Origin of the sequence: Duganella sp. (assembly GCF_039595735.1) — a bacterium.
Classification (GTDB): Bacteria; Pseudomonadota; Gammaproteobacteria; order Burkholderiales; family Burkholderiaceae_D; genus Rugamonas.
The window spans coordinates 72,637-86,734 of the sequence record NZ_JBCNLB010000002.1 but is presented as its reverse complement, the minus strand read 5'-3'; the positions used below and the strand labels follow the sequence as shown (position 1 = coordinate 86,734).

The following is a 14,098-nucleotide window of genomic DNA, read 5'->3' as shown; positions in this document are numbered from 1 at the left end:
CGGGCTATGACGCAAGAATCGTATAAACCGTATAAACGCTGCATGGTGATGGGCGGTGGCGGATTCCGTTTCGGAATCTACATCGGCATGTATGCCGCGCTGCGGCAGGCCGGCAAGGCGCCGGACGTGCTGCTGGCCAGCTGCGGCGGCGCCATCGCCGCAGCCATCATCCACAACCTGCCCGATCCCGAGGCGCAGCGGGCCTGGCTGTCGTCCGAGGACATGTATCAGTTCTGGTGCAGCCTGCGTTCGACCGATAATGCCGTGCTGCTTGGCACGCTGCTGCGCGCGGCCAGACGCAAGATGAGCAGCGCCAGCGCGCCCGTGATTCCGGACCTGTTCAACGATTATCTGTTTGAGATTCCGCCGCAGCTGCCCTTCCCGCCCGCCGCCGCCACACCTGAAGTGGACGTCGCCATCATCGGCGGCAAGCTGCTGTTCAGCGAGGCGGACGTCGGCCAACCACGCGGCCAGCGCAAGCTGTATGCGGAGACGGTATTCTGCAAGGAGCGCGCGGCCGCCGCTTTGGAAGGCATGGACTCGCCGCTGAGCGATCCGCGCTGGGGCGACCACGCCATCGCGCGCGAGCTGCTGACCGACAGCAGTGTGAGCGTCACCGAAGCCGCCCGCATCTCCATCGCGGACATGATTTACTTCCGCTGCGCCCATCTGCGCGGCGACGAATATATTGGCGGTGTGCTGGATCTGTTCCCGGTTGAAATCGCCCGCAGGCTGGGCGTGGAAGTGATCATGGAATTCAAGGAAGCCTTCGACCAGGTGTTTTCGATCCCCGCCTGGCGCTCAGTGCTGGGCGTGGACGGCAACGCGCGCCTGCGCTACGCCAACTCGCACCTGGCCGACATGCGCATCGATTCGTCGGATGTCTCGGTGGTGCTGGAGAAGCAGCAGCTGCAGCAAAAGCTGGACTGGCTGCGCAACCGCATTGAGCTGCGCATGCCGCCGAATTACGCCATCTTCGTGCAGCACATGAAGGATCAGTGGCAGTTCGGCTATGCACGCGCGCAGGAAGCGCTGGCGCGGCCGCCGTTGCAGCAGCCGCCGATCCGCCGCGCCAACCGGCACAGCAAACCTCTCAGCAGCATCGAGCCTTAAAGGAAGTCCGAAGCCAGCGCCTGATGCAAGGAAGCCACCGCCGCCGAGCCTTCGCCCACGGCCGCCGCCACCCGCTTGACCGAACCACTGCGCACATCGCCGACGGCAAAGATGCGCGGGCGGCTGGTTTCCAGGAAGTGGCGCGGACGCTCCAGCGGCCACTTCGCCTCCGGCACGTCCGGTCCGGTGAGGACGAAGTTTTTATCATCGAGCGCCACGCAATCCCCCAGCCACGCGGTGCTGGGTTCCGCGCCCAGGAACAGGAACAGATGGCGCGCCGGCGCCTCACGCGGCTCGCCGCCGGCGCTTTGCCAGCAGATGCTTTCCAGCCGGTCGCCGCCGCGCAGCTCGACGATCTGCTTGTGTGTGTGCAGCGTGATGCGCGGTGACGCTTCGATACGCTGGATCAGATAACGCGACATGCTGGCTGCCAGTCCGCTGGAGCGCACCACAATGTGCACATGTCTGGCGTGCGACGACAGGAACACCGCCGCCTGCCCGGCCGAATTGCCGCCGCCAACGATCACCACTTCTTCATCGGCGCAGAAGTTCGCTTCCATGAAGGAGGCGCTGTAATACACCCCCTTCCCTTCAAAGCGCTCCAGGCCCGGCAGGTCCGGCTTGCGATAGCGCGCACCGCTGGCAATCACGATGGCGCGCGCGCGCAACCGCTCGCCGGTATCGACCTGGATAGCGTATTCCGGACTGTCGCAATTGACGTTGCTGACCTTGAACGGCACCGCCACCTCGGCGCCGAACTTGCGCGCCTGCGACAGGCCGCGGCCGGCCAGCGCCTGCCCCGACACGCCGGTCGGGAAGCCAAAGTAGTTTTCGATCTTGGAGCTGGCGCCGGCCTGGCCGCCGGGCGCTTTCGCGTCCAGCACCGCCACCGTCAAGCCTTCCGAGGCCGCGTACACGGCCGCCGCCAGACCCGCGGGGCCGGCGCCGACCACCACCACGTCAAACAGGCGGCCGTCGACATTGTCCGAACTGATGCCGATACCATCCGCCAGCTGGCGCAGCGTCGGCCGGCGCAGCACCTCGCCATTCAGGGTGACCACCGCTGGCACGTCGTCCGGCGTGACGCCGAAACGCGCCATCAGCGCCTGCGCCTCTTCGTCGGCATCGGTATCGAAGTAGGCGGCCGGCTGGCCGTTACGGTTGAGGAAATGGCGCAGGATCAGGGTTTGCTGCGAATCGCGCGCGCCAAACAGCACCACGCCGGCGGTCTGGTCGGACATATACACCACGCGCCGCAAAATGTAGGCGCGCATGATGGTTTCGCTCAGCGCCGCTTCCGAAATCACCAGCGTGCGCAAGGAGTCCTCGCTGATGACCAGCAGCTCGCTGTCGGCCACCACGCGCGCGGTGGCGACGGCGGCCCGGCCGGCCAGCGAGCCCATCTCCCCAGTAAACATGCCGGGTCCATGGACGCCGATCACGGTCGAGCCCAGCGCCGATCCGCGCGCGATTTCAATCGAGCCGGAAATGATGACGTACATGGCAATGTGCCGGTCGCCCTGGCGGAACAGCACGTCGCCGGCGGCAAAGTGGCGGCGCTCGCCATAACGCATCAGAATGTCGAACTGGTCTTCGCTCAGCGTGGGAAAAATCTGGTGGCGGCGGTTGCCGACGTCCGATGATGCCAGGTGAGGCGCCGTGATGCTCCCGTTTTTCTGTTCCATGCATGTCCTCGCGTGTAATGCGACCACCATGATAGCGCTAATTCCATGGCTGCGCCGGTCGTTGCAATATTGCAATAATAGTGCTGAAAAAATATTTCTGATTCAAATTTACTAATTCGTATTGCTTTTGGGTTAGAATAGCGCCGGACACTTCTTCTTACCTTTTTATTTTCTGACTATGCGCCTTCTGAAAACGTTTGCAATCGGCACCGTGGCGACCTTCGCTGCCGTATCGGCTCAGGCTGCCTCGCTGACTTCGAGCCAGATCCTCAACCAGTTCAACGCCGTGGTTACCGGCGACGTCTCCACCACCAGCGATATCGAGGGCCGCCTGGTCGTCAATAATCTGGTCAAGGGCGCCACTTTCTATAACAACCCGCGCGGCACCGCCTCGGACTACTCGGCCGTGAACGCCATCAATATCGGCGCCAACGGCGGCGGCAACGTCAACAATGGCGGCGGCGTCAACTACGTCAACAGCAACGCCGGCGCGTTCAACCTGAACGGCGGCGGCAGCGTCAAGCACGGCGTGCCAACCTTCTCCATCTCGGACTTTTCCACCCCGCTGAACGCGCTGGAAAGCCAGCTGGCCGGCCTGAGCAGCGCCAACAGCGTGCTGAACGCGGCTGATCCGAACAACTTCACCTTCAGCCTGACCGGCAACGCCAGCAGCACCTCGGTGTTCAACATCACCACCAGCCAGCTGGCCTCGGCTGCCACCATCAAATTTGCCGGCACCGCCAACACCGTGGTGATCAATGTGCGCTACGACGGCTCGATCGCCGCCAATGGCGAAAAAGCCCTGACCATCAACGGCAATTTCAACGATGACACCCACCTGGGCAACCGCATCATCTGGAACTTCGTCGATACCACCCAGGTCAACTTCAAAGGCTGGTACGGCACCGTGCTGGCCGGCACCTCGGACGTGCAAGCCGGTTCGGCCATGAACGGTTTCCTGTACGCCGAGAGCTACACCGGTCCGGGCGAACTGCACGACCGCGCCTTCCTCGGCACCCTGCCGGCTGTTCCCGAGCCTTCGACCTGGGCCATGATGGGCGTTGGCCTGGCAGCCCTGGCACTGGTTCGCCGCCGCAAGGCCTGAGCCGCACCCCGCGCGGTATCGCGTAAAAACGGAGCCAGCTGGCTCCGTTTTTTATTTAACGGCACAGCTGCCGCCACTGTGCCTCAAATTCCGCCGGCGGGACGTCCTGCGCCAGCACGGTCAAGTCACGCGCCACCGAGATATAGCGCTGGAAACCGATATAGCCGCCAAACGCATCCTTGGCGTTGACCTCGCCGCACGGCGCCCCGCCCTTGCCGATGAACTGGTTGCGGAACTGCGCCTGAGTCGGCTCCAACACCTTCTCCCTGACGTATTTTTCACCCAGTGTGGTGAGCGCAGCGGCTTCTTCGCGCTGTTTTTGCTCCGCAGTCTTGCCGCAAGCGCCCAGCGCCAGCAATAATGCGATCGTGATAACCAATCTCATATGTATTCTCTTTATTATCCCGCAACCTCGTATTAACGCAGCAACGCAGCGCATTGTTGACAGGCAGTCGCTTTGTTAAAATGTAAAACTTTACAAACCCATCAGGAGACTTCATGTTCTTTAATAATAATTCTAACCGCTGGGGCCAAGCCGTGCTCGCCTGTGCAATGTTGCTCAGTTCTTATGCCGGGGCAGCAGAAAAACTGGCCCACGTAACCATTCTGGCCACCGGCGGCACCATTGCCGGCAGCGGCGCCAGCACCACCACCACGGTTGGCTACACCGCTGCCACCGTCGGCGTGGACCGCCTGATCGCGGCGGTGCCGGAGCTGGCCAAGGTAGCCGACGTCAAGGGCGAGCAAGTGTTCCAGATCGCCAGCGAAAACATGAGCAACGACCACTGGCTGAAGCTGGCCAAGCGCGTCAACACCCTGCTGGCGCAACCCGACGTGGACGGCATCGTCATCACCCACGGTACCGACACGCTGGAAGAAACCGCCTACTTCCTGGACCTGACCGTCAAGAGCAGCAAACCGGTGGTGCTGGTCGGCGCCATGCGCCCGGGCACCGCGCTGTCGGCTGACGGTCCGATCAACCTGTATAACGCCGTGCTGCTGGCCGCCAGCAAGGACGCGGTCGGCAAAGGCGTGCTGGTGGCGCTGAACGACCAGATCCACGCCGCCCGCGATGTCACCAAGACCAATACCTCGACCCCGGACAGCTTCAAGACCCCGGAACTGGGCCTGCTGGGCTATATCCAGGGCAACAAGCCGTACTTCTACCGTGCCTCGACCCGCAAACACACCGTGGACAGCGAGTTCGACGTCAGCAAGCTGGACACGCTGCCGCAAGTGGACATCGTTTACGGCTACGCCAATGTTAGCCCGGTTGCGCTGAACGCGCTGGTGGCCGCTGGCGCCAAGGGCATCATCCACGCCGGCGTGGGTGACGGCAGCCTGGCGACCTCGGTCAAGACCGGCCTGGTGGCGGCGCGCAAACAAGGCGTGCTGATCGTGCGTTCGGCCCGCGTTGGCCAGGGCATCGTAGCGCGCAACGGCGAAGCCAACGATGATGAGCTGGACTTCGTTGCCTCCGACACCCTGAATCCACAGAAAGCCCGCATCCTGTTGATGCTGGCGCTGACCAAGACCAGCGACACCAAGCAGATTCAGCGCATGTTCTACACCTATTGATCGCGCTTACGGGTAGCTGGGCCGCGTCATGCGGAACAAGCTATCCGGCGTGATTTCAAAGTAATCGGCCGGGCCGCCGCCACGCAGGATGGGGCGCGATCCGGCCGTGTCGTATATGCCGTCGCGCAGCGCGCTGTGGGCGATGTGCACCCCCACCACCTCGCCCAGGATCAGCCAGCTGTTGGTCTCCACGCCGGACGCGCCTTGCAGGCGGATGATCTGGCTGCACTTGCATTCGAACGATACCGGGCTGCCCGCCACGCGCGGCACCGAGACAATGCGCGACGGCGCGGTGGCCAGGCCGGCCAGCTGGAATTCATCCACTTCCGGTGGCGCGGCAGCGCAACTGGCGTTCATGGCATCAGCCAGCGGGCGGGTGGCCAGATTCCAGACAAATTCCCCGGTTTCTTCGATATTGCGCAAGGTGTCCTTGCGGCCCAGGCTGGCAAAGCCGATCAGTGGCGGCGTGTAATTGAAGGCATTAAAGAAACTGTAAGGTGCCAGGTTCAGCATGCCATCTGCTGAGCGGCTGGAAATCCAGCCGATAGGCCGCGGGCCGACAATGGCGTTAAAGGGATCGTGCGGCAGGCCGTGTCCTTGTGCCGGCTGGTAGAAGTATTGATTGTCCATGCCCCATTGTCGCACATGCCAGATGGGAAACAATTTATACAAATTGGGGGTTGCGCCCCTGCCGTGCGCGCCGCAGCATACGTGAATCGCTTACAGGAAACACGTATCATGGACCTCGATCTGCTATTCCGCCTGCTGAAAACAGCGCCCTCAACCAAGGTTGTGATGGCATTCCGCCGGGACGCCGACACTGAGGGCGCCCTGCCGCGCGCCAGCGCGGCCGACGCGCGCGGCAAGGTGCAATGGGTGGCGGTAGAGCACAAGAACAAGCAGATCGGCATCGCCCGGCTGGAGCTGGCGGCGCCGGAATTCTGCTTCGTGTCGGAATTGATGATACTGAGCCAGTACCGTGGCCAAGGCATCGGCCACTGGATCATGAAGCGGATCGAGCAATATGCGCTGAGCATCGGCATCCGCCGCCTGCTGCTGGAAGCCGGCGACGGCACCGACAACTTCTACAAATCACAGGCTTTCGTAACCGACCCCCTACTGCCGCGTCTGCTGCGCAAGGAAATCAATCCCTTCCAGCCCCGGCTGTTCTCTCCGCAGCCGCATTAAGGCTTGAGGCGGGCCAGCAGCTGGTCCGCCACGTCATTGGCCGAGGCGGGATTCTGGCCGGTGATCAGTTCGCGATCCACCACCACTTTCGCCTGCCAGTTGGCGGCGCTGCTGTAGATGCCGCCGGCACGCTGCAAGGCCGTTTGCGGTGTGAACTTCATCTGGCCGCCATTCAACATCGGCTTGGCCGCTTCTTCCTCGTCGTTGCTGATCACCGTCATCTGGTAGCCGGCATAAATCCAGGCTGGCGCCTTGCCTGCCTTGGCGCCGGTTTCCAGCGGCCTGGTGAAGGCTTGCGGCTGCGCCAGCGTCGACAGCAGCGCAACTGGTCCGTGGCACACCAGCGCGGTCGGTTTGCCCTGCTGATGGAAGCTGGTCAGCAGGCGCCCCAGCGGCGCGCTGTGCAGCAAATCCTGCATCGGCGCGTGGCCGCCGGGAATGTAGACCGCGTCGTAACGATCGTACCCGGCCTGCTCCACGCGCGCCAGGCTGATCACCGGCGAATTGGCCACCGAGGTGATTTGCAGTTTGTCCAGCAGCGCCACATGCTGCTGCATGCTGACTTCGTCATTTCCGAAGTACATTTTGTTGAGCGAGCTGCGGTCCACTGTCGGCGCCTTGCCGAGCGGTGTAGCGAAGGTGACGGTGTGACCGGCGTCCAGCAGCTTCTTGACCGGCTGCATCAACTCGTTGGCGTAGAAACCGGTATCGAAGCTGCGCTGGTCGCGCAGCGCCAGCCGGGATTCGTCGGACAGCACGACCAGCACGTTGGCGGCATTGGCGCCGATGGCGGCCAGGCCCAGCACGGCGCCGGCGATGGTTGGGCGGATGGTATTTGTCATGGTCAGACTCCTTGTTTGCAATGACGACAGTGTATTCATGCCTTTGCTATGATTAAATACGCTCACAACCAAATCATTTGTTCTTGAAAGGCATGAATGGCACGGCAATTCGATCACATGGCGGACGTGGAAGCCTTTGTTACCATCGTCGACAAAGGCACCATCAGCGCCGCGGCGGTGGCGCTGGGCACCACGCCATCGGTGCTGAGCCGGGCGGTGGCGCGGCTGGAAACGCGGCTGGGCGTGCAGTTGATCCGGCGCACCACCCGGCGCCTGAGCGTGACCGAGGCCGGCAACCTGTATCTTGAGCAGGCGCGCAGCGCATTCGCCCTGATAGCCGACGCCGAGCGCGCCATCCAGGGCCAAGGCGGCGCACTGTCGGGCAAGGTGCGCATCAGCGTGCCGACCACCTGGGGACACTACCGTCTGCCGGCGCTGTTGAAGCAATTCATGGAGCAGCACCCGCAGGTCACCATCGAACTCAGCATCAGCAACCGCAATGTCGATCTGGTGGATGAAGGCTATGACATGGCGATCCGCCTTGGCGAACTGGCCGATAGCGGGCTGGCCGCCAGACGACTGGGCGACGAGGCGCTGTGCCTGGTCGCGGCGCCGGCCTACCTGCGCCAGGCTGGCACTCCGTCCAGCCTGGAAGAGCTGGCCGCGCACGCCTGCCTGCCCTTCGTCATGCCCAGCAGTGGCCGGCAAGCGCCATGGCTGTTGCAGGTCGATGGCAACAATGTCGACTGGCTGGCGCCGGCGCGCATGCTGGTGACAGACGATGTGCTGGGTGTAGTCTCGCTGACGCAGCAGGGACTGGGTATTTGCCAGACCTATCAGTTCGTTGCCGAGGAACGTTTGCGCAGCGGACAGTTGGTGGAAGTGCTGCCAGGCCTGCGCGGCCGCAGCCGGCCGTTCTCGCTGATTTATCCACCGCACCGCCGCATGTCCGCCGCCAGCCGGGCGCTGATCGACAGCCTGCCGTCCGGTTGTTAACAAATTCTGTGGATAAGGCTGTTAACAAGCGCCAGCAGTACCACCCAAGCCCTTGTATTTAAAAGATAAAGTTTTGCTGCGTAATTTTTTCGCAGCTAAGTTATCCACCGCACGGTGATTCCCACGCTTGCGCGGCTTTCAACTTAGGAGCATAATTCAATGATAACAATTCTCATTTAGCCAGCCAAAAGCCAGCCATGCAACTACTTCAAGGACTACCATGGCTATGCAAAAAACCCCGCTGGCGCTAATGCTTGCGGGCCTCTCCTTTTCTTCTTTCGTTGCCGCCCAGACTGAGCAGACCATGCAAACGGTGACCGTGACCGGCGCCAGCGAAGACGGCTACCGCATCGCGACCTCCAGCAGTGCCGCCAAAATCGACGCTCCGCTGCGCGACATCCCGCAAACCGTCAACGTGGTGCCGGCCCAGTTGCTGCACGACCAGGGCGCGCGTTCGCTGCAGGACGCGCTGAAGAATGTGCCGGGCATCGGCCTTTCAACCGGCGACGGTCAGCGCGACCAGGTCACCATCCGCGGTTTTAGCGCCATCAGCGACCAGTTTGTCGACGGAATGCGCGACGATGCCCCGTATTTCCGCGATTTGTCGAATATTGAGCAAGTCGAGGTCGTCAAAGGCCCGGCTTCGGTGCTGTACGGCCGGGGTTCGTCGGGCGGCATGATCAACCGCATCACCAAGAAACCGGGCGTCGACCGCACTGAAGTCAGCCTGCAGGTTGGCAGCTGGGGCCAGAAGCGCGGCGAATTCGACCTGGCGCGCAACCTGCCCGACCAGAACGCCGCCGTGCGCCTGACGGGCGCGGTGGAAGACGCCGACAGCTACCGCGATCAGCAATTCCTTGAGCGCCAGGCGCTGGCGCCTTCCGCCCTGTTCCGCATCAGTGCGGATACGCAATTGCTGCTGCAGACCGAATACCTGCACGACAAGCGCCTGACCGACTTCGGCAACCCGTCTTACCAGGGGCGGCCGGTGAACGTAGCGGCCAGCACCTACTATGGCGCGGCCAACGCCCGCCAGTTCGACTTCAGCGAATCGCGCGTGTACGCCTACGGTTTTACGCTGGATCACCGCTTCAATCAGCAGTTTTCGATTAGAAACGCGTTCCGTCACTACGATTATTCGCTGAACCGGAATAATACGCTGGTCGGCTCCGTAAACGAGGTGGCCAAGACCGTGTCGCTGACGCGCGGCAACGTCCTGCGCGACGAGGACGGCTACAGCAACCAGACCGAGCTGACCCAGCACGCCGAACTGGGCGGCATGCAGCACACGCTGCTGTACGGCGTGGAGTTCGGCAAGCAGAACAAGTACCAGCTGGTGCGCTCCCAAGCCAATGCCGCCACCGTGTCATTGTTCAATCCCGTCGCGCCAGTTGTACCTTTTACCGCTGGCGGTGCGCCGACGACGAACAATCTGGGCGTATTCCGCGTCGCCAGCGCTTATGTGCAGAACTTGGTGACGCTCTCGCCGGAATGGAAAGCGCTGGCAGGCGTGCGTTACGACCGTTTTGAGCAGCAAACCCTGCAGCGCATTGCCAGCGCCGCCAATCTGGCCCGCACCGACCGCAACTGGAGCCCGCGCGCCGGCCTGGTGTACCAGCCAGACAGCGCGCAGTCCTACTATGCCTCCTTCAGCCGCTCGTTCCAGCCATCTGGCGAAGGCTTCGCGCTGGCGGCGAATAACGTCGATATCGCGCCGGAAACCACCAAAAACAAGGAAATCGGCGCCAAATACGACCTGTTCGGCGGTCGCGCCTCGGCTGGGGTTTCGCTGTTCCAGCTAACCCGCGACAACATGAAATCCACCGATCCGGTCAGCAACAAGCTGCTGCCGGTCGGCACCCAGCGCACCAATGGCGTGGAACTGACCTTCAGCGGCGATCTGGGCGACGGCTGGCAGGCGTGGGCCGGTTATGCCTGGCTGGACGGCAAGATGATCGCCTCCGTCGCCAAGGACGACGGCCAGTTCGTGCAAGGCAAACGTCCGACGCTGACGCCCAAAAACAGCGCCAACCTGTGGCTGACCAAGGCGCTGGCAGGCCACTTTGGCGCTGGCGCCGGCCTGAACTACGTGGGCGACCGCTTTGCCAATCCCGGCAACACAGTGGTGCTGCCAAGCTATGTGACAGCCGATGCCATGGTTTACTACCGCGATCGCGGCCTGGACCTGACGCTGAATCTGCTGAACCTGGCGGACAAGGCGTACACCATCGCCGGGCACGGCAGTAACAAGAATCTCAACCTGCCTGGTGCTCCGCGCTCGGTACAACTGACGGCGCGCTATCGCTTCTGAGCACGGTTGACCAGTTCGTAAATGCCCATGCCGGCTAGCATAGCGGCAATAAAAACCAGGGCCTTGGGCAAGCCCATTCCCAGCGCCACCAATGCCGGGCCGGGACAGAATCCTGCAATGCCCCAACCCGCGCCAAATGCCAGCGAGCCGAATATCAGGCGGCGATCGATATTCGTTCCTGTCGGCAAAGGTATATGACGGGATTTAGCCCAGCGAAAGGCAAAGAAAGCGACGCCAATGGCGCCGCCCATGACAAACATCAGCGATGGATCCCAGTTTCCCGCTAAATCCAGAAAACCCAGAACTTTTGCCGGATTCGCCATCCCGGAAACAATCAGGCCCAGGCCAAATATCAGGCCAACAATAAACGGGATCATCATAAATGCCGTAAAAGATAAACGGTAATAAATCCGGCCGCCATGAAACTCAGCGTGGCAACCAACGACCGTGGAGAAAGACGGGATATCCCGCACACGCCATGACCGCTGGTACATCCCGAGCCATATCGGGTACCGAGGCCAACCAATAAGCCGGCAATAATCAAGCTCGTCCACGAGGCATCCACTTGTACTTCGGGCCGATAGCCGAAAACCGCAGCTGCCATTGGCGCGATAATCAAGCCGGCAATAAACGCCAGCCGCCAGCCAATATCGCCTTTTACCGGCCGAAATAATCCGCCAATAATCCCGCTAATACCAGCAATTCGGCCCATGCGTGCAATTAGCAGCGCCGCCGCCAGGCCGATCAGCACACCGCCGGCGAGCGACGCCCATGGTGTGAAGTGCACATAGTCTATCTTCATGACGCCCCTCTCCGTACTAGAAACCGGCATGTTCATGCCAAATTTGAGCATGATATTAGCCGATTTTGAGGCGCCCCGCTGTAGGAAATGCTGAATTGCCTGCGCTGGCGGCGGCTGGCCGTCCAAATAGCCCCTGATAGGGAAACATCCACCTTTCCAGCGGCTGGCGCTGCGCCGGGGTTTGCCGTGATAATAAAGTAGGCGATAGCTGGCGGGATATTATCCATTCTCCAAGGAATACCCTCGATTAATTCCTGTTTAACCGGACGAATTAATGTGACGGTTTTTACCTCCTGCCGCAGCGCATCGGAATACGCAGGCCGGCTATCTGGGAATGGAAGTGAATATCGCGCCAGCGAATTACGCTGGCGCGAATGTATTTCATTTAGCCAGTGGCCAGGCGCAAGTTGGGACGCGCAGACTGCCTGGCGTGACGGCCAGGTTTTTTCAGCATTTCCGATATCGTAGAAGCTGCTGCATCGAGTTTAAACTGGCCCACCACATCGGTTAAACGCGCCGCCTGTTCTTTCAGCTCTTCCGCTGCCGCGCTGGCCTCTTCCACCAAGGCGGTATTTTGCTGCGTCACGCCATCCATTTGCCCCAGCGATTGGCTGACTTCCTGAATGCCTATGCTTTGCTCCTGGCTGGCATCGCTGATCTCGGCCATGATCTCGGTGACCCGGCGGACACTGGAAACGACTTCCTGCATCGTAGTCCCGGCTTTTGCCACCAGTTCCGAACCGCTGCCGACCTTGTCGACCGAATCGTCAATCAGGACTTTGATTTCTTTGGCGGCCTGTGCGGCCCGCTGTGCCAGCACACGCACTTCGCTGGCGACAACTGCAAAACCACGGCCCTGTTCACCTGCACGTGCCGCTTCCACCGCCGCATTCAAGGCCAGGATATTGGTCTGGAACGCGATGCCGTCAATCACGGAAATAATGTCCACAATCTTTTTCGACGAATCATTAATCGATTGCATGGTATCGGTCACCTGGCGCATGACTTCGCCGCCCTCTTCCGACACGCTGGAAGCCGATTGCGACAGCTGATTTGCCTGCTGGGCATTGCTGGCATTCTGCTTGACGGTGGAGGTCAATTCCTCCATCGCCGTGGCCACCCGCTCCAGCGACTGTGCCTGCTGCTCGGTGCGCTGCGACAGGTCGAGATTACCCACCGCAATTTCCTGCGACGCATGCGCGATGGCTTCCGTCCCATGGCGCACTTCACTCACGATGCCGGCCAAACTGTCGCGCATGCCTTTGATCGCAAACAGCAGGCTATCCTGGTCTTGCTGCTGCAACTGCACATCGACCGCCAGATCGCCCTTGGCGATGCGGCTGGCGATCTCTGCGGCATACGCCGGCTCGCCGCCCAGCTGCTTCAACAATGCACGTTTGATCAGGCCGGCAATCACCACACTCAGGACGAAGGCCAGCACGGCCAGTACCGTGACCATGCGCTGGGCGCTGCTGGCGTAATCCTCCACCACACCGGTGGCGGTTTCGGTCTCCTTCTCGGCCGAGGTGATCAGCACTGCCATATCCTGCACGATGCGGCGCCGCAGCGGGCTGCACTCATTGACCAGGAACTTGCCGTATTCTTCCATTTTGCCGGCCTCGCGATACTGGCGCGGACGCTGCAGTTCCTTCGCCATTGCCAGCAGGCCTTCCTTGACCTTGGCAAACTGCGGATCGTTGGCGTAGGCCGGCGTCATCTTGTCCAGCGCTGCCAGATAGGCGGTTTTTTGCTCATCGACGATGGCCAGTTCCTTGGCCGCTTCGGCGTCGTCGGTAAAGATGTAGGCATTGCGCGCCGCCAGACCGGTCTGTGCCAGCGCTTCCCGCGCCAGATACAAGGGTTCAAGGTGCTCGGAAGAGATGCGGGTTTGCGCATGGAAAGCGCCCGACAACGACGACACCCGTACCACCGAAAACACCGCCAGCACCACCATCAGCGCCGTGAGCATGCCGAATCCCAGCGACAGCTGGGTGCCAATTTTTAACTTCTTGAGTGAATCCATGTGACGCTCCTGTGAGCACAACAGGCTCGCGTGATCTGGGCGGCGGAGAGAGGGGAAGTCGGGGCGGGGACAATTTTGCTGACTAAACACCGGCTAAGCTGGGGACGGTGCGCAGCGTCTTGCATTAAGTTGAGCCCAGTATGCAGAAGAAAGTTCCAAAAATCAACATAAATGATACTAGTGGCATGCTAGCAGTAGGCTGGGTGCCACAATGCTGACCGTCTGCTGAATGGCCTGCCCAGCTGGGTTCGAACCAGCGACCCCAAGCTTAGAAGGCTTGTGCTCTATCCAACTGAGCTATGGGCAGAAAGAAGCCGCAGGAATCTGCGGCTGAAATGAAAAACGGGCTGTCCGAAGACAACCCGTTTTGATATTTTGGTCGGAGTACAAGGATTCGAACCTTGGACCCTCTGGTCCCAAACCAGATGCGCTACCGGGCTGCGCTACACTCCGAT

At 61.4% G+C, this 14,098-nt stretch carries 13 protein-coding genes and 2 tRNA genes; 6 read left to right on the top strand and 9 right to left on the bottom strand.

Annotated elements, in window-relative coordinates; all coding sequences use genetic code 11:
- Positions 1–6: 6 nt before the first annotated feature.
- Positions 7–1,113 (top strand): patatin-like phospholipase family protein, encoded by a 1,107-nt coding sequence (locus ABDW57_RS05415; protein WP_343729190.1) that lies wholly within the window; start codon positions 7–9, stop codon positions 1,111–1,113.
- On the opposite strand, the gene ABDW57_RS05410 is transcribed toward ABDW57_RS05415, so the two are convergent.
- Positions 1,110–2,798: an FAD-dependent oxidoreductase gene (locus ABDW57_RS05410; RefSeq protein ID WP_343729189.1), complete on the bottom strand. Its 1,689-nt coding sequence runs from the start codon at positions 2,796–2,798 to the stop codon at positions 1,110–1,112. The genes ABDW57_RS05415 and ABDW57_RS05410 overlap by 4 nt on opposite strands.
- 211 nt (positions 2,799–3,009) lie before the next feature.
- On the opposite strand from ABDW57_RS05410, the gene ABDW57_RS05405 reads away from it, so the two are divergent.
- The gene (locus tag ABDW57_RS05405) at positions 3,010–3,903 is read left to right on the top strand and encodes a collagen-binding domain-containing protein (RefSeq protein ID WP_343729188.1); all 894 of its coding nucleotides are present in this window, start codon (positions 3,010–3,012) and stop codon (positions 3,901–3,903) included.
- A gap of 55 nt (positions 3,904–3,958) precedes the next feature.
- Here the strand turns inward: ABDW57_RS05405 and ABDW57_RS05400 are convergent, their stop codons facing one another.
- Positions 3,959–4,288: a hypothetical protein gene (locus ABDW57_RS05400; RefSeq protein WP_343729187.1), complete on the bottom strand. Its 330-nt coding sequence runs from the start codon at positions 4,286–4,288 to the stop codon at positions 3,959–3,961.
- Between the two features lie 167 nt (positions 4,289–4,455).
- Here ABDW57_RS05400 and ABDW57_RS05395 point away from each other — a divergent pair, with 167 nt between their 5' ends.
- The gene (locus ABDW57_RS05395) at positions 4,456–5,481 is read left to right on the top strand and encodes a type II asparaginase (protein WP_343729186.1); all 1,026 of its coding nucleotides are present in this window, start codon (positions 4,456–4,458) and stop codon (positions 5,479–5,481) included.
- Between the two features lie 6 nt (positions 5,482–5,487).
- Here ABDW57_RS05395 and ABDW57_RS05390 read toward each other — a convergent pair whose 3' ends face one another.
- Complete coding sequence (locus tag ABDW57_RS05390; protein ID WP_343729185.1) at positions 5,488–6,111, bottom strand: flavin reductase family protein; 624 nt, start codon at positions 6,109–6,111, stop codon at positions 5,488–5,490.
- A 108-nt stretch (positions 6,112–6,219) separates the two neighbouring features.
- Here ABDW57_RS05390 and ABDW57_RS05385 point away from each other — a divergent pair, with 108 nt between their 5' ends.
- The gene (locus ABDW57_RS05385) at positions 6,220–6,669 is read left to right on the top strand and encodes a GNAT family N-acetyltransferase (protein ID WP_343729184.1); all 450 of its coding nucleotides are present in this window, start codon (positions 6,220–6,222) and stop codon (positions 6,667–6,669) included.
- Here the strand turns inward: ABDW57_RS05385 and ABDW57_RS05380 are convergent.
- Positions 6,666–7,511: a type 1 glutamine amidotransferase domain-containing protein gene (locus ABDW57_RS05380; RefSeq protein ID WP_343729183.1), complete on the bottom strand. Its 846-nt coding sequence runs from the start codon at positions 7,509–7,511 to the stop codon at positions 6,666–6,668. The two genes, ABDW57_RS05385 and ABDW57_RS05380, sit on opposite strands and share 4 nt — an antisense overlap.
- Before the next feature lie 96 nt (positions 7,512–7,607).
- On the opposite strand from ABDW57_RS05380, the gene ABDW57_RS05375 reads away from it, so the two are divergent.
- Positions 7,608–8,507 (top strand): LysR family transcriptional regulator, encoded by a 900-nt coding sequence (locus ABDW57_RS05375; protein ID WP_343729182.1) that lies wholly within the window; start codon positions 7,608–7,610, stop codon positions 8,505–8,507.
- A gap of 220 nt (positions 8,508–8,727) precedes the next feature.
- The gene (locus tag ABDW57_RS05370) at positions 8,728–10,818 is read left to right on the top strand and encodes a TonB-dependent siderophore receptor (protein ID WP_343729181.1); all 2,091 of its coding nucleotides are present in this window, start codon (positions 8,728–8,730) and stop codon (positions 10,816–10,818) included.
- On the opposite strand, the gene ABDW57_RS05365 is transcribed toward ABDW57_RS05370, so the two are convergent.
- From ABDW57_RS05365 to ABDW57_RS05345, 5 genes are all read right to left on the bottom strand, one after another.
- Positions 10,806–11,198, bottom strand: coding sequence for a DUF6691 family protein (locus tag ABDW57_RS05365; RefSeq protein ID WP_343729180.1), 393 nt, complete (start codon positions 11,196–11,198; stop codon positions 10,806–10,808). The two genes, ABDW57_RS05370 and ABDW57_RS05365, sit on opposite strands and share 13 nt — an antisense overlap.
- Positions 11,195–11,620 (bottom strand): YeeE/YedE family protein, encoded by a 426-nt coding sequence (locus ABDW57_RS05360; RefSeq protein WP_343729179.1) that lies wholly within the window; start codon positions 11,618–11,620, stop codon positions 11,195–11,197. Before ABDW57_RS05360 ends, ABDW57_RS05365 begins: the two co-directional genes overlap by 4 nt.
- A 385-nt stretch (positions 11,621–12,005) precedes the next feature.
- Complete coding sequence (locus ABDW57_RS05355) at positions 12,006–13,643, bottom strand: methyl-accepting chemotaxis protein (protein ID WP_343729178.1); 1,638 nt, start codon at positions 13,641–13,643, stop codon at positions 12,006–12,008.
- A gap of 230 nt (positions 13,644–13,873) precedes the next feature.
- Positions 13,874–13,950 (bottom strand) — tRNA-Arg (locus ABDW57_RS05350).
- A 69-nt stretch (positions 13,951–14,019) separates the two neighbouring features.
- A tRNA-Pro gene (locus ABDW57_RS05345) sits at positions 14,020–14,096 on the bottom strand.
- Positions 14,097–14,098: the final 2 nt, after the last annotated feature.

Bases quoted from the DNA above. Each gene is read 5' to 3' on its own strand.
- ABDW57_RS05415 (WP_343729190.1), top strand. From the start codon at position 7: ATGACGCAAGAATCGTATAAACCGTATAAACGCTGCATGGTGATGGGC.
- ABDW57_RS05410 (WP_343729189.1), bottom strand. From the start codon at position 2,798: ATGGAACAGAAAAACGGGAGCATCACGGCGCCTCACCTGGCATCATCG.
- ABDW57_RS05400 (WP_343729187.1), bottom strand. From the start codon at position 4,288: ATGAGATTGGTTATCACGATCGCATTATTGCTGGCGCTGGGCGCTTGC.
- ABDW57_RS05395 (WP_343729186.1), top strand. From the start codon at position 4,456: ATGTTGCTCAGTTCTTATGCCGGGGCAGCAGAAAAACTGGCCCACGTA.
- ABDW57_RS05390 (WP_343729185.1), bottom strand. From the start codon at position 6,111: ATGGACAATCAATACTTCTACCAGCCGGCACAAGGACACGGCCTGCCG.
- ABDW57_RS05385 (WP_343729184.1), top strand. From the start codon at position 6,220: ATGGACCTCGATCTGCTATTCCGCCTGCTGAAAACAGCGCCCTCAACC.
- ABDW57_RS05380 (WP_343729183.1), bottom strand. From the start codon at position 7,511: ATGACAAATACCATCCGCCCAACCATCGCCGGCGCCGTGCTGGGCCTG.
- ABDW57_RS05375 (WP_343729182.1), top strand. From the start codon at position 7,608: ATGGCACGGCAATTCGATCACATGGCGGACGTGGAAGCCTTTGTTACC.
- ABDW57_RS05370 (WP_343729181.1), top strand. From the start codon at position 8,728: ATGGCTATGCAAAAAACCCCGCTGGCGCTAATGCTTGCGGGCCTCTCC.
- ABDW57_RS05365 (WP_343729180.1), bottom strand. From the start codon at position 11,198: ATGATGATCCCGTTTATTGTTGGCCTGATATTTGGCCTGGGCCTGATT.
- ABDW57_RS05360 (WP_343729179.1), bottom strand. From the start codon at position 11,620: ATGAAGATAGACTATGTGCACTTCACACCATGGGCGTCGCTCGCCGGC.
- ABDW57_RS05355 (WP_343729178.1), bottom strand. From the start codon at position 13,643: ATGGATTCACTCAAGAAGTTAAAAATTGGCACCCAGCTGTCGCTGGGA.